Annotated in this window: 28 protein-coding genes and 2 tRNA genes; 11 read left to right on the top strand and 19 right to left on the bottom strand. The window is 61.0% G+C overall.

The window, feature by feature from the left end:
- Positions 1 to 256: integrase core domain-containing protein (locus O7A61_RS08640; protein WP_337129361.1), on the top strand; the 256-nt coding region annotated here is incomplete at its 5' end.
- Positions 257 to 374: 118 nt separating this feature from the next.
- Here O7A61_RS08640 and O7A61_RS08635 read toward each other — a convergent pair.
- The 3 genes from O7A61_RS08635 to O7A61_RS08625 are packed head-to-tail and all read right to left on the bottom strand — an operon-like array spanning position 375 to position 2,974.
- On the bottom strand, positions 375 to 1,079 hold the full coding sequence (locus O7A61_RS08635; protein ID WP_337129360.1) for a hypothetical protein: 705 nt from the start codon (positions 1,077 to 1,079) through the stop codon (positions 375 to 377).
- A 33-nt stretch (positions 1,080 to 1,112) separates the two neighbouring features.
- Positions 1,113 to 2,558 carry a terminase large subunit domain-containing protein gene (locus O7A61_RS08630; protein ID WP_337129359.1) on the bottom strand — a complete coding sequence of 482 codons (1,446 nt, stop codon included), beginning with the start codon at positions 2,556 to 2,558 and terminating at the stop codon, positions 1,113 to 1,115.
- Entirely contained in the window at positions 2,555 to 2,974 is a 420-nt protein-coding gene (locus O7A61_RS08625; RefSeq protein ID WP_337129358.1) for a hypothetical protein, read from the bottom strand. Before O7A61_RS08625 ends, O7A61_RS08630 begins: the two co-directional genes overlap by 4 nt.
- A gap of 683 nt (positions 2,975 to 3,657) precedes the next feature.
- Between O7A61_RS08625 and O7A61_RS08620 the strand changes: the two genes are divergently transcribed.
- Both O7A61_RS08620 and O7A61_RS08615 read left to right on the top strand, forming a co-directional pair.
- Positions 3,658 to 4,542, top strand: a complete 885-nt coding sequence (locus tag O7A61_RS08620; protein WP_337129357.1) for a hypothetical protein — start codon at positions 3,658 to 3,660, stop codon at positions 4,540 to 4,542.
- 676 nt (positions 4,543 to 5,218) lie between these two features.
- Entirely contained in the window at positions 5,219 to 5,893 is a 675-nt protein-coding gene (locus tag O7A61_RS08615; protein WP_337129356.1) for a TIR domain-containing protein, read from the top strand.
- A gap of 356 nt (positions 5,894 to 6,249) precedes the next feature.
- Here the strand turns inward: O7A61_RS08615 and O7A61_RS08610 are convergent, their stop codons facing one another.
- From O7A61_RS08610 to O7A61_RS08590, 5 genes are all read right to left on the bottom strand, one after another.
- Positions 6,250 to 7,875 (bottom strand): hypothetical protein, encoded by a 1,626-nt coding sequence (locus O7A61_RS08610; protein WP_337129355.1) that lies wholly within the window; start codon positions 7,873 to 7,875, stop codon positions 6,250 to 6,252.
- A complete protein-coding gene (locus O7A61_RS08605) occupies positions 7,872 to 8,060 on the bottom strand; it encodes a hypothetical protein (RefSeq protein WP_337129354.1) in 189 nt (62 codons plus the stop codon). Before O7A61_RS08605 ends, O7A61_RS08610 begins: the two co-directional genes overlap by 4 nt.
- Before the next feature lie 104 nt (positions 8,061 to 8,164).
- Entirely contained in the window at positions 8,165 to 8,443 is a 279-nt protein-coding gene (locus tag O7A61_RS08600; RefSeq protein ID WP_337129353.1) for a helix-turn-helix transcriptional regulator, read from the bottom strand.
- An 89-nt stretch (positions 8,444 to 8,532) separates the two neighbouring features.
- Positions 8,533 to 9,192 (bottom strand): hypothetical protein, encoded by a 660-nt coding sequence (locus O7A61_RS08595; protein WP_337129352.1) that lies wholly within the window; start codon positions 9,190 to 9,192, stop codon positions 8,533 to 8,535.
- On the bottom strand, positions 9,189 to 10,406 hold the full coding sequence (locus O7A61_RS08590) for a tyrosine-type recombinase/integrase (RefSeq protein WP_337129351.1): 1,218 nt from the start codon (positions 10,404 to 10,406) through the stop codon (positions 9,189 to 9,191). Before O7A61_RS08590 ends, O7A61_RS08595 begins: the two co-directional genes overlap by 4 nt.
- A 518-nt stretch (positions 10,407 to 10,924) precedes the next feature.
- On the opposite strand from O7A61_RS08590, the gene O7A61_RS08585 reads away from it, so the two are divergent.
- Positions 10,925 to 11,632, top strand: coding sequence for a hypothetical protein (locus O7A61_RS08585; protein ID WP_337129350.1), 708 nt, complete (start codon positions 10,925 to 10,927; stop codon positions 11,630 to 11,632).
- Positions 11,586 to 12,065, top strand: coding sequence for a hypothetical protein (locus O7A61_RS08580; RefSeq protein WP_337129349.1), 480 nt, complete (start codon positions 11,586 to 11,588; stop codon positions 12,063 to 12,065). The genes O7A61_RS08585 and O7A61_RS08580 overlap by 47 nt, the downstream gene beginning before the upstream one ends.
- A 102-nt stretch (positions 12,066 to 12,167) precedes the next feature.
- Here O7A61_RS08580 and O7A61_RS08575 read toward each other — a convergent pair.
- From O7A61_RS08575 to O7A61_RS08550, 6 genes are all read right to left on the bottom strand, one after another.
- Positions 12,168 to 12,243, bottom strand: a tRNA-Cys gene (locus tag O7A61_RS08575).
- A 220-nt stretch (positions 12,244 to 12,463) separates the two neighbouring features.
- Positions 12,464 to 12,868, bottom strand: a complete 405-nt coding sequence (locus O7A61_RS08570) for a TadE/TadG family type IV pilus assembly protein (RefSeq protein ID WP_337129348.1) — start codon at positions 12,866 to 12,868, stop codon at positions 12,464 to 12,466.
- A complete protein-coding gene (locus tag O7A61_RS08565) occupies positions 12,858 to 13,307 on the bottom strand; it encodes a TadE/TadG family type IV pilus assembly protein (protein ID WP_337129347.1) in 450 nt (149 codons plus the stop codon). Before O7A61_RS08565 ends, O7A61_RS08570 begins: the two co-directional genes overlap by 11 nt.
- Positions 13,304 to 14,542 (bottom strand): pilus assembly protein TadG-related protein, encoded by a 1,239-nt coding sequence (locus O7A61_RS08560; RefSeq protein WP_337129363.1) that lies wholly within the window; start codon positions 14,540 to 14,542, stop codon positions 13,304 to 13,306. The genes O7A61_RS08565 and O7A61_RS08560 overlap by 4 nt, the downstream gene beginning before the upstream one ends.
- A gap of 196 nt (positions 14,543 to 14,738) precedes the next feature.
- Positions 14,739 to 15,002, bottom strand: coding sequence for a DUF6074 family protein (locus O7A61_RS08555; protein ID WP_027146822.1), 264 nt, complete (start codon positions 15,000 to 15,002; stop codon positions 14,739 to 14,741).
- Between the two features lie 164 nt (positions 15,003 to 15,166).
- On the bottom strand, positions 15,167 to 15,463 hold the full coding sequence (locus tag O7A61_RS08550) for a DUF982 domain-containing protein (protein WP_337129346.1): 297 nt from the start codon (positions 15,461 to 15,463) through the stop codon (positions 15,167 to 15,169).
- A 345-nt stretch (positions 15,464 to 15,808) separates the two neighbouring features.
- Between O7A61_RS08550 and map the strand changes: the two genes are divergently transcribed.
- Entirely contained in the window at positions 15,809 to 16,636 is an 828-nt protein-coding gene (map, locus tag O7A61_RS08545) for a type I methionyl aminopeptidase (RefSeq protein ID WP_027146820.1), read from the top strand.
- Positions 16,637 to 17,016: 380 nt separating this feature from the next.
- A complete protein-coding gene (gene radC, locus O7A61_RS08540) occupies positions 17,017 to 17,778 on the top strand; it encodes a RadC family protein (RefSeq protein WP_337107219.1) in 762 nt (253 codons plus the stop codon).
- A gap of 156 nt (positions 17,779 to 17,934) precedes the next feature.
- Here the strand turns inward: radC and O7A61_RS08535 are convergent, their stop codons facing one another.
- The gene (locus O7A61_RS08535) at positions 17,935 to 18,435 is read right to left on the bottom strand and encodes a hypothetical protein (protein WP_337129345.1); all 501 of its coding nucleotides are present in this window, start codon (positions 18,433 to 18,435) and stop codon (positions 17,935 to 17,937) included.
- 175 nt (positions 18,436 to 18,610) lie between these two features.
- Positions 18,611 to 20,086, bottom strand: a complete 1,476-nt coding sequence (gene tig / locus O7A61_RS08530) for a trigger factor (RefSeq protein WP_337129344.1) — start codon at positions 20,084 to 20,086, stop codon at positions 18,611 to 18,613.
- 360 nt (positions 20,087 to 20,446) lie between these two features.
- Between tig and O7A61_RS08525 the strand changes: the two genes are divergently transcribed.
- A tRNA-Leu gene (locus O7A61_RS08525) sits at positions 20,447 to 20,531 on the top strand.
- Positions 20,532 to 20,673: 142 nt separating this feature from the next.
- Positions 20,674 to 21,378: a class I SAM-dependent methyltransferase gene (locus O7A61_RS08520; RefSeq protein ID WP_337129343.1), complete on the top strand. Its 705-nt coding sequence runs from the start codon at positions 20,674 to 20,676 to the stop codon at positions 21,376 to 21,378.
- Positions 21,379 to 21,403: 25 nt separating this feature from the next.
- Here the strand turns inward: O7A61_RS08520 and O7A61_RS08515 are convergent, their stop codons facing one another.
- Positions 21,404 to 21,988: a GDYXXLXY domain-containing protein gene (locus tag O7A61_RS08515; RefSeq protein WP_337129342.1), complete on the bottom strand. Its 585-nt coding sequence runs from the start codon at positions 21,986 to 21,988 to the stop codon at positions 21,404 to 21,406.
- On the bottom strand, positions 21,985 to 23,103 hold the full coding sequence (locus O7A61_RS08510) for a DUF2157 domain-containing protein (protein ID WP_337129341.1): 1,119 nt from the start codon (positions 23,101 to 23,103) through the stop codon (positions 21,985 to 21,987). Before O7A61_RS08510 ends, O7A61_RS08515 begins: the two co-directional genes overlap by 4 nt.
- Before the next feature lie 234 nt (positions 23,104 to 23,337).
- Between O7A61_RS08510 and O7A61_RS08505 the strand changes: the two genes are divergently transcribed.
- The gene (locus tag O7A61_RS08505; protein ID WP_084637119.1) at positions 23,338 to 23,478 is read left to right on the top strand and encodes a DUF1127 domain-containing protein; all 141 of its coding nucleotides are present in this window, start codon (positions 23,338 to 23,340) and stop codon (positions 23,476 to 23,478) included.
- Between the two features lie 48 nt (positions 23,479 to 23,526).
- A complete protein-coding gene (locus tag O7A61_RS08500; protein WP_084637117.1) occupies positions 23,527 to 23,667 on the top strand; it encodes a DUF1127 domain-containing protein in 141 nt (46 codons plus the stop codon).
- A 50-nt stretch (positions 23,668 to 23,717) separates the two neighbouring features.
- Here O7A61_RS08500 and O7A61_RS08495 read toward each other — a convergent pair whose 3' ends face one another.
- Complete coding sequence (locus tag O7A61_RS08495; protein ID WP_337129340.1) at positions 23,718 to 23,894, bottom strand: hypothetical protein; 177 nt, start codon at positions 23,892 to 23,894, stop codon at positions 23,718 to 23,720.
- Between the last annotated feature and the right edge of the window lie 220 nt (positions 23,895 to 24,114).

The raw sequence follows: 24,114 nt of genomic DNA, 5'->3' as shown, positions 1-24,114 counted from the left end.
CGATCTCGGCCTCAAGCATGTCAGGACCAAGCCCTATACCCCCAAGACTAACGGCAAGGCCGAGCGGTTCATCCAGACCGCACTCAGGGAGTGGGCATATGCCGTGGCTTATGCGAACTCCGACCATCGCGCCGCCGAGTTGCCCATATGGCTGCATCGGTACAATTGGCACCGTCCGCACGGGAGCCTAAAGTCCAAACCGCCAATCAGTCGCCTGGGCCTGACCAAGGACAACCTGTTGAGGCTCCACACCTAGACCTCCTTCCTAACCCCTCGTTGAAGAATGCTTGAAAGAGGACGACGCTAAATTCGCAGCGATGCGCGCCGAGCCCGTCTGTGCCCACACTGATCATCGGATTAGTGTCACCATCACACTAAGCGCCAATTGAAACCGCGATTCCACCCGGCACCGGCTCGCGAATGCTACGTACCTTACCGTCCCTGTCGATCCGCGCTTCCGTCCTGTCCAGGATCATGCGTTGGGCTGCTGCGATCCCCTTGCGAAGCACTTCAAGAGCCTCTTCGGCCTCCTTGCGATACTGAACTTGCTCGGGGTGCAGAGCCGATCTAGCGCGATCTCTAATGACATTGAGTCCTTCATCCTTAAGCCCGGAGAGGAAGCCGGGGGCATACAGCACAGCCCCAACCACCCGCACGTCGTCCAGATGGCTCAACACGAAGCCAGCGGGATTTTCCTGCGCACGTATATGGGCGCGAAGCTCCTGCGCGAGAGCAACTTCAGCGATGCCGGCCGGGGCCTTTGGAAGGTCTACCATCCCCGACTCGAACAGCGAAATGGCGCTGCTAACTGCAGTCTCGGCAGAGCGGAGCGGCTTGAAGTCGGAAAGCTCTCCGACAGCACGACGACCAATCTCCGCGCGCTTCCGATAAACTCCCTCGAGACTAAGATCACTGTCTTGCTCCACCGCGCGACAGTTCGTATCAACAGCGGTGACCAGCCCACGCGCGGCAGCGACAGCCTCTTTCAACTTTTGCCAATGGATGGCCGTGCTGGGCCACCGAACTGACCCGGCTGCAATTCGAGCCTCGATTTCAATATCGGTGAGTTGTTTTGGCATTTGGATTCCTTTCCCAACGACTCCAATCGAAGTCTAATCGCCTCCAACTTCGCGCCACGAGATGGGGCCGCTGCCACCGTAGCCGCCGATAGCACCCACGAGCACAGCGGCTCTCCCAGCCGAACTCGCCAGTGCCACGGCTCCTGCAACCGCATTCGCTAGATCGTCGTGACTGCCAGGAGAGTGGTCCACGATGTCACGCCCGCTCCGGCTGGTCCGCCGCTCCAGGCCGACCAGTTGACTCTCCAACCGAGTTAGATCGAGAAGGTCCACGCGCCGCGAATTGATCGCCGGGACGAGTGCGAGATAGAGGTCGGAGCGGGTCCGGTCGGACAGACAGTAGTCGACGCCGTAGCGACGAAATAGCTCGCGCGGAAACTCGCCACCGTAGCGGTCACCTGTGACCGAGCGAATGCCATAGGAGCGGATCAGGGCCGCGAAAGTTGAAACGACAGCCTCGGGAGAGAAGGGTGGCGTCACCTCCCGCACGGCGTCCAGAACCGCGTCGTCGCCTTCGGCATGTGCTATGGCCAGGGTCATGCTGTCCGCGCTACCCCCAGAAGGATCGACGAAGGCGACATACCGCGCCCTTGCCACGGGCGGCCGCTCCCGCACGCCGGGGGAAACGCAGGCCGCGACCGACTCGCGAGTGAGGAGCATCTCCATGTCGGTTCGGAACTCGGCCATGTATTCCGCACGAGCGGATGCCGCGTCGCGCCTAATGGCCTCATCAATGACCGAACGCGGCACCGATGGATTCATTTCCAACGTAGTGGCTCGCCAGACCAGCGGGCCGGCCTCCTGCGCCCAGTTGAGACGATATGCGTCCCAAAGTGCACCGCGCCGGGCATACGGGCTTGACGCGCACAAGAGCATCGCACCGGGAATGGTCGCCATGCCGGGGCGGATGGCATCGAGGATCGCGTAGTCGGGCTCAGCGCTGTCGTCGGTTCGCCAGAAAGCAAGCTCGTCACAGAGCACGGCGGCAAACGTGTACCCGCGCGTAGAGCGATGAGATGCGGTGCCCACCTCGATGGTCACGGCGTTATTCAGTTCAAAGGCCTCAGCCGTTTCATTCTTCACCGTCGTGCTCAGGATCGGGATGTTCGTTAGAAGACCCCGAACGTAGCGCATGATGGTCCGGGCCTGTCTCCGGTCGGCAGCTATGACGAGGATCGTGGCGCGTTCACCGGGCTGAAGGTGGTGGCGATACTGGCGAAAGCAGGCGAGGTAGACGGCGATGAGTGCCATCACGAAGCTCTTGCCGCCGCGTCGACCGACGACGAGCCAACTCTCAGTCGCAGGGTCGGACGGCAGATTCAGGCGCCCCGTATGGTGCCGAAACAGGGCGAGTTGGTCGTCGTCCAAAGGCAGTCCGAACAGCACCGCCAGATAGGTGAACCACACACGCCAAGTCTCTGGGCGGCGGAACCACGGGCCGAAGAGATTGGGATCGGCGCACGCCTGCAGAATGTTCATGCTACTGCCTCCTGAGCGACGGTGCGCATGTACTCTTCGATCGTCGGGGTAACGTCCCGCGCCCGTCGCTGCAGGTCGGTCATATCGAGAAGACGGCGCAGTGTGTTCGCCAAGCGCGAGTACAGGTTCAGCGCATCGAGGTCGGGGCCTGCGTCCCCGGCGAGCGCGAAGACACGCTCCAGCCTCTCCATCTCGACCGTTATCGCGGCGGCTCGCCGAACGATACTCTTCTCAGCCTCGCTGCATGCCTCGACACCCCCCAGGTCCGAAACATGGAGCGCCATCACGTCACGCATCCGGCGGACCCAGAAGGTGCGGCCATCGACGCCCGGAAGCAGGTCCTTGCCGTTCGTGATGCGGCTGCGATGAGTGGCGGGATACACCGGCCTCACGCCCGATGCGGCGGCCTTCGTCACTTGGGCGTCCAACTTGCAGCCTGAAACGCAATCAAGCCTGCCCTATGGCTGCTGACAAGTTGCATTAGCGCGGCTCGAAGGTCACCTACCTCGTCAGCGAATGCCCCGACCGTCATGCGGTCGCGGTAAAAGCGAACGGCACGAGGACGCAAGACGCGGATGAGATCGTCGGCGCTGACACCCGATGTCTTCATCGTAAGCCCCTCGGCGGGGGGAGAGCGACGAGGCGACGAGCTGGAGCCTTTGCCCGGTCCCACTCGGGGACCAACGGAGCGGTAAATAGGCGCCATATTAACCTCCATATTTACTGACGGAGGCTAGTATAGCGTATTAATCGGTCACAAGTATCTGATTATCTTAGCTTTTCCAAGCTAAGACGGGCTATCGTTTCCGCCGCGTAGGGGCGGAGGGGAAGGCGTTGGCGAGCTTGGCGGAGTGCCAGCGGGCTCCCAGAGAAAGTCGGACTCGGTCGCTCGTTTTGTCCTATGCCGTTCTGTATCTAAGATGGAGGGGAAGACCTTAACTGCTTTTCAAAAACACCGGCATGCCTTAAGGTAAACCGCTAAGGCCGGAGGTGAGGTCTTCTGGCGCGGCTTTACCATTTAGGTCGCTTTTGAACAAAGATTCGTCATGGCTTAGTTGGATAATATGGTACTCCAATAACAGTTAAGGGGAGCGCAAAGATGGATCCTGCCACAATTCAAGCAATCGCGGAAGCTTCCGGAGCGCTATTTAGCTATTTGGAAGCTGGCAACGTTGACAAGTGGCGCGAGAAGGTTAATGGAAAGATTAATTACATAATCTTGCAAAACATGCATATTATTGAACTTCTTCAAGAATTAAGAGACTTAATACCGGTAGAACTTCTTAAAGCCTTCCGTGATCACGACATCAATCAATGCGATGGTTTTCTTGACCGATTGGCCGCATATCGCGAGGACATCCCCCTCAACATAAAGAACGGTGCGTTTTTGCTATTGCAGACGCAAGTCGAGCAATGGACTTCAGATGTTTGTCGCTATGGACCTGCAGTTTTTCCTAGTGTTTTTGCCGGTACTCAAATCGTAAGCTCCATCTACCGAACTCTAAATACTGGCCGGGCCCAACGTAGAAACTGGGTTGAAAATTTTGTGAAGAAATTTGAATTCTGGGCCAGCAGTTACGAGGGATCGATCTTATCGGGCATAGCAGAGCTGGAGTTGGGGGCTAGGGAAGCTCTTGCCAAAGTTGAGTCGAGTAAGGGCAGGCGAACGATTGCTTCGATCGACGGCGGAAATCGCAAAAGAGTCGGGCATGGCGGCGACGGGGGCGACGTATTTGATTTTTGCTCTTCTTCGATTAGCGCAAATATCGAAATTTCTGACGATTTCGCAGTTAAAGTCGCCGACGTGCGGCAAGATGACCCTACGTGCAGGACCGATTTTCGAGCGGAAATCTACGCAGAACATGAAAAGATGCGGGTCCAAAGAACAATCGAGCAATATAAGAGCAAAGCCGACAATCTGGAATCTATGAAGCTGTTTTACCAGCTTCTCTTAGACTGTACGAAAAAATTGCGGTCTGTATAATAAGAACGGCAAGACATTTGGGCGGCCGCAAAAACAGCCGCAGAACTCAGGCTCGGTGGCGAACCCGCAGGTGTAGCTGCCGTGCCTGAACTGTCCGTCTGGCTCGCCTCTTGGTGCGCCCTCGTCTGCACCGTGCATTCGATGGACACGCCAACCTTTGACAGCAGGCGAGCTCACGGGGTAAGGCGTCGAGACCCTAGTCAGGACATTATCTTGCATGGGATGTTACGCTCAAAGTGAGGCTGGGAGGCGTGGCCCGCAGAAAGTTCGGGACAACTCGCGCGAGCGACCGAAATCCCAAGACGGCCAGCTCTTCCGTGGCAAGATAGATTCTGATTGCGCGGCTGAAGTTGAGTTGAAGATGCAAGCTGACACATGCCCGATCTGCGATTCTGGCGCCCTCACCGGCGGCATCGGCGACTCAAAGCAGGTCGACTGTGATCGGTGCGGTCAATACGAAATCACTGGATCGGCTCGCGCAATGTTACATTCGCGGGTTGGTAATAGATTGTTTCGCGCTCGACTTAGCCACGCAGTGCGGCGTCGAGCTGGCCATGACTGGCCGTGCGTTGACGGATCAAACCTAGATGCTTGGGGCAATGAGCGACTGCCGACGGCGAGAGCACAAATTGTCCTACTGCTGACATGGATAGCTGTCCAACTCGACGATGATCGTATGGGCTATGTCGAGGTCAGCAGCCACGAAGAATTGGCGGGCTTCATCGGGGCGGTCGATGGTGATGGGGTATCAGCAATTCTGGATGAGGCCCTAAATGACGGACTGATCCGGTTCCTACCAGACGACAACTATGGTCTAACGAGTATCGGATGGGACGAGTTCGAAGAGTCGGTCGAGATTTCGAATGCGGAGCTGCAAATGCCTGAGACCAAGAGAAAGCGCGTCTTCATCGGCCATGGAGGATCAAAGCTCTGGCGCGATCTCAAGGATTATCTCGTGGAGCGGCTCGGACTCGACTTCGATGAATTCAATCGAGAAGCAACTGCGGGATACTCGAACAAGGAACGCCTTTCGCAAATGCTTGACGAAGCAGGGTTCGCCTTTCTCGTCATGACAGGGGAAGACGAGACGAAAGACGGCAAAATGACCGCTCGGATGAACGTAGTCCACGAGGCAGGGTTATTTCAGGGGAGACTGGGATTCGAAAAGGCAATTGTTTTGCTCGAAGACGGCTGCGAGTCATTCTCCAATATCGATGGCTTGGTGCAGATCCGGTTTCCAAAGGGGAACATTGACGCCAAGAGGGATGAAATTCGGCGGGTCCTTGAACGCGAGGGCATGGTTGAGGATGTCCATACAAAAAGACGAAACGTGGCTGTTAGCCGCCGGTAGGGCAGCCAGCTAGAGCTGCATGGCTGAACTCGCGCGTGCGCGAGATAGCGCAGCGGCCCGCAAGCTAGTGCGGGGCGCGGCCCGAGGGTAGGTACCGGCCTGCGCTGGCGGCGGCCCCTGCTGCCCGCCTGCGGCCCCAGCAGCGGATGCCGGGGGGGCCCAGCGCATCGCGCCCCGGGGGGAGCGCGGCAAAAGCCACAGTTACGCGCGTATGGCCGCCCGCATATCCGCGCGCGCGGGTAACGGCTTTGACGGCTTTAGGTCCTTTACGCGCACCCGTAACGGAGGGCCACCGAGGGTAGCGGCAAAGCCGACCATGGCAGGGAAATACTTTGCTCGGCTTTTCAGCTCGGCCTCTAGATCGGCTCCCCCGGGATGGGCGGAAGATCCCGGCGCCGAAACGGCTCGATGCTCTCGAACAGATCGCTCCTAATCCACCGAACCTCGGTGGTCACCCCCTTCAGCTTCTTGGTCGTCTTGCCGTGGTCGACGCCTTCGCGGCCAATCCCGGCCAGAAGCCTTCCGAGGACCTGGCGCTTCGTACTCCTGAACGGGCCGGAGTCCTTTCTGTCGAGGAACCGGTGAAAGTCCTCGAAGCGAAAGTAGATGCGCCTGTCCTCGTCTACGTGGGCGGGCTTACCCAGCATGAGGTCTTCGACGCTGCCGCCGCGATGCCTGTGCATGCAGAACTCGCGCAGCGCGTCACGGAACATACCCTCGACGGTTTCGTCGGGTGGAATCTGTTTCTCCTCCGCAACCGCGAGGGCAGTTGCGATCTGATCATTCCACGCGTCGGCCTTCATGTGGCGAAAGGACGTCCGCAGCTTGTCAGCGCATCGCATGTTGAAGGTCCAGTAGTGCATCGCTTCCTTGACCGGCAGCGTAATGGTGCCGTGTCCGGCCAGCGTGATTTCCCACAGGGTCTCCTCGCCGCCGCGCCAGATGACGATGCTCTCGATGCGAGGATACCTCCCTCCCTCTTCCTCGCGGTCAGGGGCCTCTTTTCTTCCGTCCGCAATGCCGCGCCGGATGTGGTCGGTCGCCTCGAAGGGCGGCAGCGGAGTGCGGCTGTCGAAGGTCGCGGCCTTCAACAGCGCGCTACAGACTGCATCCTCGTCGATCCAGTCCGCGCCGATCAGTCGTCCCATGTCCTTCGCGCGCCCATAGAGAAGCTTTGCCCGCCCGCCCTGCCGCTGTGCCGCTATCTCTGCGCAGTATCTCGCCAAGTCGCACTGCGCCCTCGCTGGTCTTTCTTCGCCCACCTCGCCTGCACAACCATTCATCGGCCGGTCTCCCCGGGACCCTGAGCCGAGCGCCCGCGTGAGGGCGACGAGTTCCGTGTGCGAGGTCTGTGCTCCCCCCGCTGCCGCGACGAACTCCGCCAGGGTCATCACCAGGCCGCCAGCCTTCACCGCATAGCGGTTCGTTCGCTGGTCGCCCTCGAAGTAGGGCATGTTCAGCCAGTTTCCCGGTCCGTCGGCCCGGGGGAACACGTCGGCTCGTGGGAAGCCGAGTTTGGCCGCCATCATCTTCAGCGCACAGTTCACGGTTTTCTGCGGCGTCCAGTCGTCGAGAAAGAGCAGCAGATGGGCACCCCCCGACTTCGATCGGCAGACGATCAGCGGAAGATTCGCCCTCTCGACCCCATCGACAACATCAGCGAGGCGTACATCGCCGTAGTTGCCGCTAGGCACGTCCCGGCCGTCCACGTCAATCACGCCCCATCTGCACATACCGTCGGCGCGTACCGGGCGGATGCCTAGCGGTACGACGCCGCCGAGGTGCTGCCGCCAAAGGTCCGGCGTTGGGGACCCCGGTACGTCTCGCGGCCCTCGCCCGGTCTCATCCTTCATTTCCATCTTGCTTCCGGCGAGGTGCAGTCCTTTGTCATACGTACCGTGGTGATTCCGATCCCCCTCGAAAAGTTCGTAGAGCCGCTCGGCCTTGCGATCGTCCGGCAACTTTGTCGCTGGCTCGCTCATCTGTCGGCCTCCTCGTCCGGCTTGTAAAGTTCGCCGGCGTCCTCCGCTGCGGTCCGGCAGATGGCCCGCATCACGCGATAGAACCACTCTTTCGGTTCGACCCAAGCGAACACCACCAGGAGCCGCTCCATGGCTCGCGCATGGAACGTTCGGTATCGCAGGATATCCCGCGCTTGCAGCGTCATCGTGCCGGCACCGACTAGGGTAATCTGCCACTGTGCACCCCTGCCGGCACCGTGGGAGATAAGGCGCAGGATCTCAGGGGCCTCCGAGCTCGAGGCCGTCCTCATCAGAACCGTCCGCCAGACAGGGCGTACTCGGACCTGGCCTTCAGCTTGGCGCGCTGAACGGCCGCCGACTCCTCGTTCTCACTGGAGGCGATCCAGTCGCGAATCGCGTTGGCGCTGATGCGAACGACCGAGCCGACCATGCGTATCTCGCGGGGCGCGCGCCCCTCGCAGCGCATCTTGTAGTACGTAGGCGTCGAGATGCCAAAGCGACGACAGAACTCCGGGATGGAGATTGCCCCCTCAAGATCAGGGTTAGCGACTTCCTTGATTGAATTCATTGGCCTAGCTCCGTTTTATCAACAGAGCTAAAGGGTAGCCCGGCTTCGCCCGCATTATTAGCCCCGCGCGCTAAGCGCGCGGTCTAATCTTAGAAGATTCTTGCTTCAGACATGCGTCGGACGGCCTTCTCAATCGCCCAGGCAGTCGTGTCCAGCTGGCGAGCTTTGGCGTTCTTCACCCTCGCCCGGGCGGCCGCGAAGGTCTCATCGGCACGTCGAACCTCGAACGCCATCAAATCCATCGCCCGCGACTGATAAATGCCCGTTCGTTTGTTAGGGTAGGAACCTCGCAAGATACCGACATACCGCTCATGTCGCCGCCTTGCTTCGGCTGGAGTTATTGTCCCTTCCTTCCTCTGACTTGGGCCGCGATTGTGAAGGGCGTTGGCTGCAATCAGGTCGGCGACGACGCCTAGGAAGTGGCGGGAAGGTTGCTCTGCTCGCAGGCACGCGATTAAATCGTCCCACGCATCGAGCTTGCCCGCTTCCTGACGCTTCGCTCCCCGCAAAACGGCCCCGTATTCTTCGCGCGAAACGCGCGGCATACTCGCGAGATAGCGGTGCAGATCATCGCGTGAAGCTGCGGTCAGGTTGCTCTCAGGCGCATCGTGGGGTTCGTAGTCCTGCTGCTGGATCCAATCACTCATCGCGGCCAACTGAGCATTGCTGGGCTTCTCCACGCCCCACTTGGGCGGGGCGGGCGTCGGATAGTCCGGCTGCGGCTCCTCGCCCGGAATGTAGCGCGTCACCGCTGCGCCTCCGTCAAGGGCACGACACTCGTCGGCGCCGTCATACCGAAACGCGGCCCACTATTGCGGATCGCCTCGTCGCGATAGTCCTCGGTCAGGTGGCCATAATGGCGCTCCACCATGCGCGTGTCTCTGTGCCCTAGGTTCTCGGCCACGATCATCAGCGGCATCCTGTTCATCACCGCCAGTGAGGCCCACGTGTGGCGCAGTTGGTGGAAGCCGACGGCCGGGACGATCTTCGCCGCTGTGCAGGCGTCGCGCATGGGCCTTGCCTGATGCGACTTAGCCCACGCCGAGCCGTCCGCGTGCGCGAATATCAGGGCATCCGCCGGGCGGCCCGCCGTCAGCGACCGGAAGAACGTTGCCGCCTCGTCGGTCAGGCGCACGTCGCGCGGCTTGCCGCTCTTGGATTCGCGAACGACGATGCGCCCACGCTGGAAGTCACCCACTCGCAGACGACAAAGCTCGCCGTAGCGGCACCCGGTCAGGAGCGCGCCGTGCGCAAGGTCGCGGAAGCCGGACTCTGCATCGGCGGCGTTTATGAGTCGCTGGGCCTCGGCGACGGACAGGTGGCCGGGTCGGGCCACGTCTACCTTGTCGAACAGCTTCAGCCGCCGCCATGCCAAGTCGTCATTCACCCGCCCGTGCTCGAACGCACGGTTCAGCGCGGCCTTGAGCACAGTGGCGGTCCGGTTGACCGTTGCTCGACGAGCACGGGCGTCGCCTGGCGTGGCCGGCGCCGGCCGATAGCGCTGCTCCCTGCCCTTTCGCGTGCGCAGCCGGGCGGGCGCGGCGGCCAGCGCGTCCCGCCACTGTACCAAGCGCTCGGTGGTCAGTTCTGCGACCTTGAGACCGCCAAGCTGCGGCAGGATGAAATTGTCGGCGCGCCGCTCGGCATCGCGGCCGGTTCGCCGCTCAGCCTTCAGGAACGCGACGTAGTCATCGACAACGTCGCGCACTGTCGGATGCCGGGGGGACGTGACGGCCCCTCCCCTCGACGCCGCTGCAGCCCACTCGTGCGCCCGCCTCTGCACGTCCGAGTAGGACAGCACCGTCACTCCGTCGGCCTCCCGGTAGTCGTCGGCAAGGCCGATCGTCTCCTTCTGGTAGGGGTTCTTGCCCTTCTCAACCGCCCCTAGGTAGCGTCTGACCAGCCACTTGCCCGGCGCATCGGCGCGCCTCTTACGGTATCCCAGATGAAGCTCGCCCGGCACCAGCGTTCGCCAGTATGGATCGTCCCCCTTCGGCAGCCTCGACCGCGCCGCCCTCGTCTCAAGTTTAGCGTCTCTCACCGTTCTCGCCACTTCCTGATCTCCAGCATCCCCGGCCAACCGGGTTAAGAATCAGGTTAATATGCCAGGGCGCTCCCGCGCTAGCCTTTGCTACTCGCCCGCGCCGAAAAAATATTGACATCAGTGCTTTAGTTGAGTTTATCCGAGCTAGCGGGGGCTAACGGAGGTGCCGAAACGCGGCCCTTTCACGGCGGTAACAGGGGTTCGATTCCCCTTGGGCGTACCAGATCTTCCGGACCTCCGGCCCCTCTTCCGATTCTACGCAGCGAACGCCTGGCCAATGCAATTTGGCAGGGGCGACATCGCGTCGACAACATTGCGGGTTACGCCATCCGTTGCAGCCGATACCCCATGCCTTTCGCGCTAGTCTAGCGCCCGGCTCCTCTGTCTTGTCGATCAGACGGGCCGGTGGTTAAATGGAATACGAAGGGAGCGCTCATATGGCAGTTCACCTTTCGGCGGATATACGCGCTCCCGCGGCAATGCCACCGAGATATCTCTTTGGTCCGCTCGCGGACTTTCTGATGCTCGGCGGCAGCGCATTCCTGATCTTGCCGGCGCTGTACTTCGTGCCACTGAGATACGAAGGTCTCGTGGCGGCGACGATGCTTTTCCTGGCTTATCTGATCAACTATCCGCACTTCGCCCACTCATACCAACTCTTCTACCGCCATTTTGGGCGGAAGCTGCGCGGCGACGGCTACGACAGGAACCTCCAGATCCGCTACATCGTCGCCGGCATCGTCGTTCCCCTGCTCATGGGTGCATTTTTTGCCTACGGCTCGATAACGGCGAACGCCCGGCTGCTGGGCAACGCAACCAACGCGATGTTCTTTTTCGTGGGCTGGCACTACGTCAAGCAAGGCTACGGTATGTTGATGGTGGATGCCGTCCTGAAGCGCAGGTTCTTCACCGATCCGGACAAGAAAATCCTGCTGATCAACAGCTATGCCGTTTGGCTGTTCGCATGGCTTCAGACGAACACGGCAGTCAGGCAGGGAAAATACCTGGGGCTGGAATATTATACGTTTGCCACCCCCTGCATGGCTCAACGCGATTGCGCTGTCGGCCGCGGCCGCTTCCACGGCCGCCACTGCCGTGATGCTGATCAATCGTTGGAGCAGGAATGGCGGCAGCCTGCCGTATAACGGCGTCATCGCCTACATCGCGTCCCTATATCTCTGGATTCTGATCGTAAGGACAAATCCGCTCTGGCTGCTTGTGGTGCCGGCGCTCCATTCCTTGCAGTACCTGGCGGTAGTCTGGCGTTGCCAGAGCAATTTCGAGCGTGACGAGCGCGATGCCGAGAACGTTCCACCATCCAGAATCCTGTCCATCCTTGGTCCGGCTTACAGGGTGCGGCTTCTGGAGTTCATCAGTGCTGGCCTTCTCCTCGGCGGTCTGGGTTTCTGGCTGGTGCCGACCGTGCTGACGGCCCTTATCCCCTATGACCGGGAAGTCCTGGGATCGTCGCTGTTCTTCTTCATCGTGTTGATTTTCATCAACGTGCACCATTACTTCCTCGACAATGTGATGTGGCGCCGCGGCAACCCCGAAGTGTCGAAATATCTGTTCCGTTAGAACTTTTTTTGCGCTCAAGCGGAAACGCTTGGCGTAATGCGGAAATGGACCAGGGATGGATCCACTCCCGCCCGATCCACCAGTCCATCAGCTTCGGAATTTTGGAGGCCTCGCCTCGGAATCGAACCGAGGCTTCCGAGATTTGCAGTCTCTAGCGTAGCCGCTCCGCCACGAGGCCATACGTGCTCTGGTAACGGGCAGAAGTTTAAAGATCCTTGATGTCTTGGATAAACTTTCGGCTACGCCCCACTGTGAAAAAGGGCCCGTCACGCGGCAGAAAAGCGCCGACCCATGACTCCTTTGCCAGACTTGAATTGCATGCTCGTCAACGAGGGGAACTCATGCAGCCCGGCCGCAGGGCTCGAGGCCAGCAGATTCGCGGTTGGCGGACTAGGTGGCTAACCGCCGACCAGCGGCACGGTAACGGTCGTCGCGTAATTGATCGGGTAGGCGTCGAAATATGGGAAATCTATGACGAACGCATAGGCAGCGGTCAGGTGCGCCATGCGAAAGCCGCCGCTCGCCGGGTCGGTGGCGATCGTGACGTTCACGTTCTTCAGACCCAGCGCAAGCAGTTTCTGCGTCGCGATCGCCTGGATGTCGGCCTGGGTCAGCGTGTTGTTAAGCTGCAGGGACCGTGCGGACGCCTCCAGCGTGTAGCGAACGCTGGAGGCCGAATTCATCGACCAGCCGAAGGCGAAGATTCCGAATAGCAGCATGATAAGGAACGGTGCGATCAGCGCGAATTCGAGCGCGGCTCCGCCCGATCGATCGGCCCTGAAGCCTCCCGCATTACCGAACACGGATCAGCTCCCGCTGGCCGATCGCGCTGGGGGCGGAAAACACGCCGAAGGTGAAGGGCGGAGTCCACGTCGCCGATGCGTCGATCTGGACAAAGACCGACGGTGCTTTCGGCCCGCTGCACAAGGTCGAGGCGTCGACCACGGTCGTCCCGCATTTGTAGATCCGGCTCAGCGTGACCTGACCGTCGTCCGGCATCCTCTCCCAGTTCGCCAGTGCCGCGGCCCGCGTCGCGCTGTCGTCGGCGGAGCCCGCCAAGACCATGTTCGCCGCCGTCTTCACGCCGGCACGCATCGACAGCGAACTGGTGACGTATGACCAGCCGTCGGCGATGCCTAGCAGTACCACGCAAAGGATGGGCAGGACCATCGCGAACTCAACCGCGGCAGCGCCCGCGTCTTCGCGAATGGCTGGGATCAATCGATGGGCCACGCGCTTCATTCGACAATCGCGACCGACGCCGCCGCGGGGATGTCCTTCATTCCCAGGCTCGAGCAGTCCTGGTTGATCGTGGAATTGCCGGACCACTGGATAGTGTCGGCCACAATCTGCGTGCAGCCATTGTTGCCTGAGAAATTGCCGAGGTAGTTGACCTGCTGCTTGGGGAAATAGACGGCGCCGGTCAGCAAGGATGTTGCCGTACCGTTGAAGGTACTCTGCGCCGCCGTGCCTGTCCTGTCACCGTAGAACAGCATGCCGGAATAGGTGCCCGACTGCGGCGCGCTGAGCGTCACCGTCGCGTTCCCGTTCATGCTGACGGTGCTGCTGCCCGCCATGAAGATGGTCACGCCGTCGCCTTGGATGACCGCGCCCGCGTTGATTTTCAAATTGCCCTGGACAACATAAACGCCGGGAGAAAGCGTGACATTGCCGTTGAGGCTCATGCCACTGCAATAGGTCCCGGGCTGGATCGTTTGGGTCGACTTGCCTCCGTTGACATTCTGGCATGGATTGCTGGCGGCGGGCGCTGGCACGCTGGCGAACGGATCGGGTATGGGCAAGGCCTGGGTGATCGGCGCCTTGCAGATCGTGGTCACCGGATTATTCAGCACGACGCCGCCCGCCGAGATCAGGCAGTCGGCCGTGAGAGCCGCCGATCCCTGCACCTTGATGGCGTCGCTGGCGATCGAATTCGTCATGATGACGCAGCCGTTGAGCGTCATGCTGGTGCTGCCGGAGAAGAGCACCGACTGCGGTGCCGACGGATTGAGCGCCCGGAGGCAAGCCTTGGAGGCGTCGGTGATGAGCGCCACCGCCCTCGCCTGTTCTGGAACCTGGCTCTGAGTGAAGATCAAGGTGAACATCCGGTCGAGATTCTGGCCGAGGACCACCTCGACGGCCTTTTTGGCAATGTTCGGCCCTGACGTCGGCGGCGTATTGACGACGATGGTGCCGTTCCCGAGGCCGTTGTCGGTCGCCGACTGGGTCGCGGCCGCGACGATTGTCGGCGTGTCGGAACCCGCGATCTTCTCCAGCGCGCCGGCATAGGCCGCGGCATCCGCCGTGGCCTGCAATCTCAAGCTGTTGTAGTACCAATAGGAGGTTTCAACGCCAAAACCCGCCGCACCGACAACGATCGGCAGGGTAAGGGCAAAGATGGTGGCGACGTTCGCGGCTCTGCTGCGGCGCATGCCGGCCGCCACGAGCCGAATCCGGGTGAAGCAGTTGAACAGCATGATCAATTAGAAAGCATGCATGTATGAATGAACGGCTAAAAAGTTCGATTCACTTTCTACGAGGCGGCCATTGGCTAGCAGCCATTGGCTCCAACAGCCGGCCTCGGCACGCGGACCTTCTCGGCACGCCATGGAGGGCAAATGACGCATTTCCGGCGTCGCCAAGCGTGCAGCCTGCTTGCGGGCAGGATTTACTTCAGGCGGTAAGGATCGGGACCTCTTCCACGGTCGCACCAGCCGATAATTCTCTTTGAACGGCAAGGAAGAACCTGCGCACTTCGTCACCGGCTGCCGTTCTGTCCCTGCCCGTCCCGACAATGAGATCGAGCAACTCCGCCGCCTTTGTCTTCCAGAACGAGGTGGCGGTCTCGCCATGCAGATTGCCGAGCTTGGCGGCAACTTCCCTGACCAAGAACAGCTGACGATCGATCGGGAACGCACGGACTTTTTCTGAGGACATCTTCCGACCCATGAAACTGACGCAACGAATCAACCATTGCCGAACAATCAATGGCTAACCGCGAAGGTGGAAACGGAAGCTTAACAGCGCCGGCCAATGCATCGGCGCAAGCGAATCGTCATGCACACTCAAGCTGAACTGGTTCCCCCCACTCGATGAAGCCCTCAGGCCTGCAGCGCTCTCGCCTCGCCGCTGCGCCTGCGCGGCGCCATCATGTCGCCGGCCATCAGTCCGGCGACGCGGCAGAACGCCATGAACGCCCGGCAGGCGTCTTCGGTCTCGACCACATCGACCGTGGCACCGAAACAGGCATTGAAGGCTTTCTGATACACCGGTCCCTGCCGGCGCGCCGGCCAGTCCTGCAGAAAATCGAGCGCCTGCTCGACGCTGTAGATTTCCTCGACGGGCAAGCCAGGGCCTGGTGCGATGCGCACCGGCACCTCGAATTGCAATCTGTCCATCCGACATCTCCCGACCGGCATCGCCCAAGCAACGCCGCTTATCGTCAAAAGTTGCTTTGTGCGGTGTGCCACGGAAATGTGTCGTCACTGCGGAAAACTGCCTCCTTGCTGCATCTGGCGCCGGCATCGAGCGGCCCGGCAGGCCTTTCCGGCGGCAGCGACTACTGGTTGGCCGGGTCGGTCTCCGCGTCGAAGGCCGTGCGCCTGACCGGCGGGGCAAGCGAATATCCGGCCGTTGGGGCCGCATCAGGCAGTTCGTCCTTGAACCTTTCGCCCTCAGGTGCCAAATCTGGTGACATCTCCGCGCCCGCGCTCCTGCGGCGCGCCACCTTCTATATGGGCAAAATGGTCACCTATCTCGACGCCGCCACGGCACCGCTCAGAAACACCGGCCAGATCCGCCTTTATGGCGAGGAAGGCTTTGCCGGCATGCGCAAGGCATGCGACCTCACCGCGCGCTGCCTGGACGAGCTGGTGCCGATGGTCGGCCCCGGAGTCACCACCGACACCATCGACCGTTTCGTCTTCGAGTTCGGCATGGACCACGGCGCACTGCCGGCCACGCTCAACTATCGCGGCTACACGAAATCGTCCTGCACCTCGATCAACCATGTCGTCTGTCACGGCATTCCCGACAACAAGCCGCTGAAGGATGGCGATATCGTCAACATCGACGTGACCTACATCCTCGACGGCTGGCACGGCGATTCCTCGCGTATGTATCCGGTCGGCACGATCAAGCGGGCAGCCGAACGCCTGCTCGAGGTCACCCACGAATGCCTGATGCGCGGCATCGCCGCCGTCAGGCCGGGCGCGCGCACCGGTGTCATCGGCGCCGCCATCCAGACCTACGCCGAAGCCGAGCGCTGCTCGGTGGTGCGCGATTTCTGCGGCCACGGCGTCGGTCAGCTGTTCCACGACGCTCCCAACATCCTGCACTACGGCAATGCCAATGAAGGCGTGGAAATGCGCCCCGGCATGATCTTCACCATCGAGCCGATGATCAACCTCGGCCGGCCGCATGTGAAGGTCCTGTCGGACGGCTGGACGGCGGTGACACGCGACCGCTCGCTGTCGGCGCAATACGAGCACACGATCGGCGTGACCGACACCGGCTGCGAGATTTTTACTTTGTCGCCCAAAAAGCTCGACCGCCCCGGCTTGCCGGTCTAGGAGGCCGTCGCGAGGTCTTGGATGGCGGCCTATTTCCAGTGTTTGCGTGGCCGCCAGTCTTCGCCCTCGTCCTGGTCTCGTAACCAGCGCATTATTGCCCGGCAACTGTGCGGACGGCCATCGCTGACCCTGCCATCGGTGCATGGATCGTAGCGCAGCAGGATACGAATGAGCCTGGGCATCTTGGTTGTCTCCGAATGGGGCGTCATCGATGACGACACCGAGAGCTTGCGCGACTCCCATTGCCGCAACATTGCGCGGAAGGCGGAGGCCATCCATTCCTTGCCGCCGAAAAGACCTCGACCGCCCCTGCCCGCCGTCCTAGTATTTCGTGGAGATCAGCGATCATTGCTCAGCTGCGGGCTGGATATGGGCGGCACATGGCGACACAAGGCGACGACGACGAACGGAGCTTCTTCTCCGAGGTGCCGGTGCGGCCGGCGGCGAGAGCCAAGGCGGCAGTCGATGAAAAACCGCATTATCTCGGCCATCGCGATCGTCTGCGCGAGCGCTTTGCCTCGGCCGGTCCGGATGCCTTGCCCGATTATGAGCTCCTGGAACTCCTGCTCTTCCGCCTGATACCGCGCGCCGACACCAAGCCGGTCGCCAAGGCGCTGCTGGCCCGCTTCGGCACCTTGGCCGAAGTGCTCGGCGCGCCCGTCGGCCTGTTGCAGGAGGTCAAGGGCATCGGCCCGACCGTGGCGCTCGAGCTGAAGGTCGTCGCGGCAACCGCCCAGCGCATGGCGCGCGGCGAGGTCCATGGCCGCGAAGTCCTGGCCTCATGGCAACAGCTTCTCGACTATTGCCGCTCGGCCATGGCGTTCGAGGCGCGCGAGCAGTTCCGCATCCTGTTCCTCGACAAGAAGAACGCGCTGATCGCCGACGAAGTGCAGCAGACCGGCACGGTCGACCACACGCCGGTCTATCCCAGGGAAGTGGTCAAGCGCGCGCTCGAACTGTCGGCCACCGCGATCATCCTGGTCCACAACCACCCCTCGGGCGACCCAACACCGTCGCGCGCTGATATCGAGATGACAAAAGAGATCATCGAAGCGGCCAAGCGGCTGGGTATTTCCGTGCACGACCACATCATCATCGGGCGAAAAGGCTATTCCAGCATGAAGGGGTTGTTGCTGATCTGAGTCCGGAATCCCGCGAGGCAGCGCCGCCAGAGCGCCGGATGATGCCTTGGCTGGAATTTGAAAATCATTCAATCTTGGAAGAACGATGCCGATATCGCGCACTTTTCGGATCAATCTTCCGGTAGCAACAGCCCAAAAGGCTGCCCCTTTTCACAATCAAGGCGGATCGGTCCTGCAGTTGCCGGCAATCTGTCTGACCGCCTCACCGAAGCCGGCCAGGTCGAAATCGGCCTGGCCGCGTCCGGACAGCAGCCCGAAGCGCCACGACAGCAGCAGGCGGTTTGCCGGGACGAGGCGCTTGATTGCCTCGGCGCCGTCGCGCATCAGCAGCCTGCCGCGTGTGCCGACGGACCAGCTCTCATCGAATTTGCTGTCACCGTCGATGGTGACCGACATGGTGATTTTCCGGCTGGCGGAGACCGCGTCGTTCAATTGCAGCCATTCGGTCCAGGCCGGCTCGCCGTCCGCACGGCAGGCAATGGTCAGCACCGGGCTGTAGCTCAGCGCACCGCCCCCGGTGATCAGCTTGTTGGTGGCATAGACCGACGCGGTGACGAGGCCGTCATTGCCGGTGTCGAAACGCCAATTGTCCGTGCCGGCCCCGGCAGCGCCGCAAGCCAAGGCCAGGAAAAACACCGTGGCGGCAGCGCGCCTCATTTCCACGAACACCCCCAACGACATCACCAACTACCTCTGGTCTTCCAACCAATCAGATAATGATCAAGGCTTCGTATCGCCACCGGTGCCCATCAGGAACGAATCCGATGTTGCAGTTTCGCAACGAAAAAGGCCGCCCGGAGGCGGCCTTTCGGAATTCGTCGGAACGTGCGCCCTATTCGGCGTCCTTGGCCGCCTTTTTCTTCGGTGCGGCTTTCTTCTTCGGCTCTTCCGCGTCGTCGGCTTTCTTGTCGTCAGCCTTCTTCGCGGCGGCCTTCTTGGCCGGCTTCGCCTTGGTCGCGGTTTCGGCCTCCTCGTCGTCGGCCATCAGCTCTTCCTTGCTGACCTTGACGTCGGTGACCGAGATCTGTTCGAGCAGGTGGTCGACAACCTTCTCCTCGAACATCGGCGCCCTGAGCGCGTTCAGCGCCTCGGGGTTGCTGCGGTAGAACTCGAAGGCTTCCTGCTGCTGGTTGGCCGGGAAGCGGCGAACCTGCTCGAACAGGCCGCGCTGCAGTTCCTCGTCCGATACGGTGATGCCGGCCTTCTCGCCGATCTCGGCCAGCACCAGGCCGAGGCGCACGCGGCGCTCGGCAAGGCGCATATATTCGGCGCGCGCCTCTTCCTCGGTCGTCTCCTCGTCGGCGAAGGTGCGGCCGGCGGCTTCCAGGTCGCGGTTGACCTGTGCCCAGATGTTGTTGAATTCCGCCTCGACGAGCTTCGACGGCGCTTCGAACGAATAGGCCGCATCGAGCTGATCGAGCAACTGGCGCTTGACCTTCTGGCGCGTCATCGAGCCGAACTGGTTCTCGATCTGGCCGCGCACGATGTCACGCAGGCGCTCGAGCGACTCCAGGCCAAGGTTCTTGGCGGTCTCGTCGTTGATTTCCAATTCGCCGGGCCTCGACACTTCCTTAACCGTGACGTCGAACGTCGCTTCCTTGCCGGCCAGATGCGCTGCCTGGTAGTTGTCCGGGAAGGTCACGGTGACCTGCTTCTCGTCGCCGGCCTTGGTGCCGATCAGCTGCTCCTCGAAGCCCGGAATGAACTCCTTGGAGCCCAGCACCAGCGGCTGATCATTGCCGGCGCCGCCAGCGAAAGCCTCGCCGGCGATCTTGCCGACATAGTCGATCGAGACGCGGTCGCCCTCGGTGGCCTTGCCGGTCTTCGGCTCGTAGCTGCGGGCCGATTCAGCGACGCGCTTGACCTGGTCGTCGATCTCCGAATCCGGAACGTCGAACACCTGGCGCGTTACCTTGATGTCGGAGAAATCCTTGATCTCGATCGCCGGAATGACCTCATAGTTGAGGCGGAACTCGAAGTCGGCGCCGCCGGCCAGGATCTTCTCGGCTTCCTTCTCGTCCTCGGTCATGATGACCTCGGGCTGCATGGCGGCCTTTTCGCCGCGCCCGGTGATGATCGAACGGGTCGAGTCGTTGAGGATCTCGTTGACCACCTCGGCCATGAACGACTTGCCATAAACCTTGCGCAGGTGCTGCACCGGCACCTTGCCCGGACGGAAGCCGTTGATGCGAACCTTGTCGCGGGCGTCCGACAGCCGCGCCATCAGCTTGGCTTCCATGTCACCGGCCGGCACGGTGATCTTGATCTCGCGCTTGAGACCGGAATTGAGTGTTTCGGTGACCTGCATCGTAAAACCTTTGTTTTCACCAATGAGGCTGCCAAACGGCTCCCTGCCGTTTACAGCCTGCCGGTAATTCTTGCCGGGAATGGCTTTTGGTACGGAACCTGGCGATTTGACCGGAAATGCGGCTCAAACTCTCCCAAACTGCGTTCCAAAATGTGAATAAGTTCTTGTTTTTCCTACTTCTTATCACATCTTGTAGAAGCGGATCGTCGCGTCCCGTCACATTTGACACGCCTTTTGTCACAGGCGAGCCTAATTTTCAACAGTCTTCGCGTTTAGGCGAATAACCAACATTTCGGCCCTGACCCGACATCTTGTCTCCGACATTGACAGAATGATGGCTACATGGGATTGCCGGGTCATGCGGATGTGGCGGAACTGGTAGACGCCCTGGATTTAGGTTCCAGTGCCGAAAGGCGTGGGGGTTCGAGTCCCTTCATCCGCACCAACCCCACATGACCGTTTGGCTCCGCCTCATCCCGGATCTGTTGCTGTCGTCCGCGGCCGAAAGCCCGTGAAAAGTCCTACCGATCGATCGCTTGAGAGATTGCCGATAATGAGGTCAACTCATTGTCGGGAATGGCGGGACAATGATGATGCTTGAATACTGGAACAAGGCCCACATCTGTGGGCTGCTCTCGGTGCGCTTCGGGCTCACGAGTTACCTGGAGATCAACACGAGCACTACGGGCTTCAGGTATATAGAAGCATCGCAATTGGGTTTTCAGCCCTGCATGCGCCTGGTGTATCGGGCAACTGAGCCGCCAGTCGATGGCCTCCCCGTGGATTTCACATCCGCAGACGAGGATATTGCGGCATGTCTCAATGACGTGCGCCTAAAGGGGCAGACATTCGACATTGTGTTCGTTGATCCGCACCACACATACGAGTGCTCGGCGCGCGATATCCGGGAAGCCTTCCGCATGGTCTCGCCCGGGGGTGCCGTGGTGGTGCATGACTGCCTGCCCCCAAACCGGACCGCGGCCAATCCCTCCTTTTTCCGCGGTGAGTGGTGCGGCGTGACCTACAAGGCATTTATCGATTTCGTTCTGGGCAATCCGGATCTCGACTATTTCACTGTGGACGCCGACTACGGCTGTGGCGTCATCCTGAAACCCAAGGGGGCCGTCGCCAAGGTAAAGAACTGGCTGCGCGCACGGCGCGTTCGCGCGTTGAGAGACGAATGGCGAGCGATCGGGAATGATTTCGACGCGGCATTCGACAGATTCGTGACCGACAAAATCAGACTCCTCCGCATTGTCGACTTTCGACTGCTTCGCCGAAAACTTCTCTGAAATCACATTATGGGCGCGATGGACATCAATAAAGCGGCTCCTCGAACAGCGTCTTGTCGCCATCCACCAGCGCCTTGATCTGCGCCGTGCCATCGGCGGCGAGCGCCAGCTTGATCCCGAACGGGCGCACCCGCATGTCGCCCTGAATCGCCAGCCCTTCGCCTTCGGGCAGGTAGAACCGTTCGATGCCGTAATCCGGCGCGATCGTCATGCCTTCGCCGCGAAGGTCCCAACTCGCGGCGACATGGCCCGAAATGTCGGCCTCCTCTGCGCTGGCCGGGCCCGGCGCCTTGCCGAACCAGGCTGTGGTCGGTGTCCAGTACCCATCGGTGCCCTTCTTCAGCCGGACCACGATCGGCGTGTCGTCGCTCGAGAATTTGCCCTCGGGAATGTTGGCGATCATTTTCACCGGTATGCGCGAAATGTCATAGCCGAGGATGATATAGTCGCCGCGCAAGAGATCGCGCGGATCGACGGGCTCGATCTTCAGCAGCACCTCCTTGCCATTGCGCAGGATCGCTGCCCGTCCGGCGATGATCCAGCTCAGGAATCCGATCTGGACGAGCGTCAGGACCAGTGCCGAGATGACAAGCCTCTTTCCGGTCATCATGCCGTGGCTCCCCCGGTGGCTGGATCCTTCATGCGTTTTTCGACGCGGATGATGACGATCGCAAGCATGCCAAGCAGCACCGCGGCGGCCAGGAAGAAGCCGGCCGTATCGAGCATCGACTGCAAGGTCACGACATAGATGATGGCGAGTTCGAAGGCGAAGCCGAGATAGGCGAGCCAGCGCAGTCCCCGGCTCTCGCGCCCTGCCAGCACGATTGCCGCGACGATGCCGGCCAGTGCGACGACCGAAGCGATGGCGAAACCGCTGTTGTAGGTACTTTCGTCGGCCAGTTCGAACTGGATGATGGCCAGGCCGGTGAGGAAGCCAAGCAACGCGTGCAACGGCAAGCGGCCGCCAAGCCGCACGATCCTGTCGACCGGTTCCGGTGCAAAGACGGCAACAGCGAAAAGCACCACAGAGACTATGACCAGCGGGATCGCCACCGGCAGCGTCGCATGGTCCATCGCCAGCAATACGAGATAGAAGAGCAGCGACAGGATGATCAGGTGCCGCGCCGGCTGGCTGCGGGTCCAGAACGAGACGGCAAACAGCACCACCGCCATGACGACGAACGCATGCGGAAAGTCGCTACGGCTGTAATAGTCGAACCCTTTCAGGAACAGCCAGGCGTCGGCGATACCGACCGCCGCGACGGTCAGCGGGTTCGACCGCAGCGCAATCGCCGCCAGCGCCGTGCCGGCGCCCCAGGTGACCAGCGCCGAAGCCTCGTCGCCGGACAAATGGTACATCTGGCCAATCAGCGCGATCGAGCCGCCGAACGCGGCCGCTGCCACGATCCACAGGGCTTCGCCGATTGCCGCATGGTCGCGCGTCTTCAGCACCGCGCCGCCGACATAGCCGCCAAGGATGATGGCAAAAAGCGCGGCCACCCGCGCCAGCCGCGGGATCGTTTCCCAATTGGCGGCGACGAAGATAAGGACGGCCGCTCCAAAGAGCAGGGCTGCCATCATCGCCAGTATCGAGCCGAAGCTGAGCGACTGGCGTGCGTTGATGTCGACGTCGCGCCTCAGCACATCAGCCGTCGAGGCGTCGATCAGTCCGGCCTGCCGCCATCGCTCGATGTCGGCCCTGACCCGTGTCGAGTACCCCGCCATGTCCTCACTCCCCACCCGGTCGTCTTTTTAGCCGACGCAGCCAAACCCTTGACGCCACGGCACTTTCTGATTCCGGCTTCTTTGTGTCAGGTCCGTGAAGCCGCGTTAATGTTGCATTGCACAATTTGCATTGCTGCCATGCAGTCATAGCGCTTTTAAATCGATATGGGTCACCCTATTTATGGTTCGTACACAAACGGAATGATCCGCGAGAAAGACGAAACGAGAACTACCATGAACCTGATCCGCAACTACCGCAACTGGCGCCGCTACCGGGACACCGTTTCCGAGCTGAGCCGCCTGAGCACCCGTGAACTGACCGACCTCGGCATCAGCCGCAGCGATATTCCTTACGTCGCTCGCAAGGCGGTCTAATTCTTCGGACCGCGAATGGTCCGAACCAGTTTTGAGAAGAGCATGACAATGAACCTGATCCGCAACTATCGTAACTGGCGCGTTTATCGCGAGACGGTTACCGAGCTGGGTCGCCTTTCGAATCGCCAGCTGCATGATCTCGGTATCGTCCGCGACGAAATCAAGATCGTCGCCCGCAAGGCGGTCTAACCAAGGAATTTCGCTGGGGTCGACCTCCTCCCCGACCCAAGCGAAGACGGTCAGCCCTTATCCTCCTCCCAAGGGTTGACCACCAAAACGGCGCCCGCCGCACCTCCCGCGGCGGGCGTTGTTTCCCAGGCAAACGAGTTTTGCCCAGAGGCTTTGCCCCTCTTTAAAGTGGCGAAAAGAATTTCGTCAAAGCCGACCTCCTCCCCGGCGATGACGAATAGGCCCAACCTTCACCTCCTCCCGAGGGTTGGCCACCCAAACGGCGCCCGCCGCACCTCCTCCCGCGGCGGGCGTTGTTTCCCGGGGCGAAACGAATTTTGCCCCAGAGGCTTCGCCCTCGCTAAAAATGCGAAAAGAATTTCGTCTGAGCCGACCTCCTCCCCGGCGACGACGAATACGGTCGGCCTTCACCTCCTCCCGAGGGTCGAACCCCAAAACGACACCCGC

This window comes from Mesorhizobium sp. Cs1321R2N1 (assembly GCF_037179725.1).
GTDB lineage: Bacteria > Pseudomonadota > Alphaproteobacteria > Rhizobiales > Rhizobiaceae > Mesorhizobium > Mesorhizobium salmacidum.
This window is presented reverse-complemented; position numbering and strand designations above follow the sequence as displayed.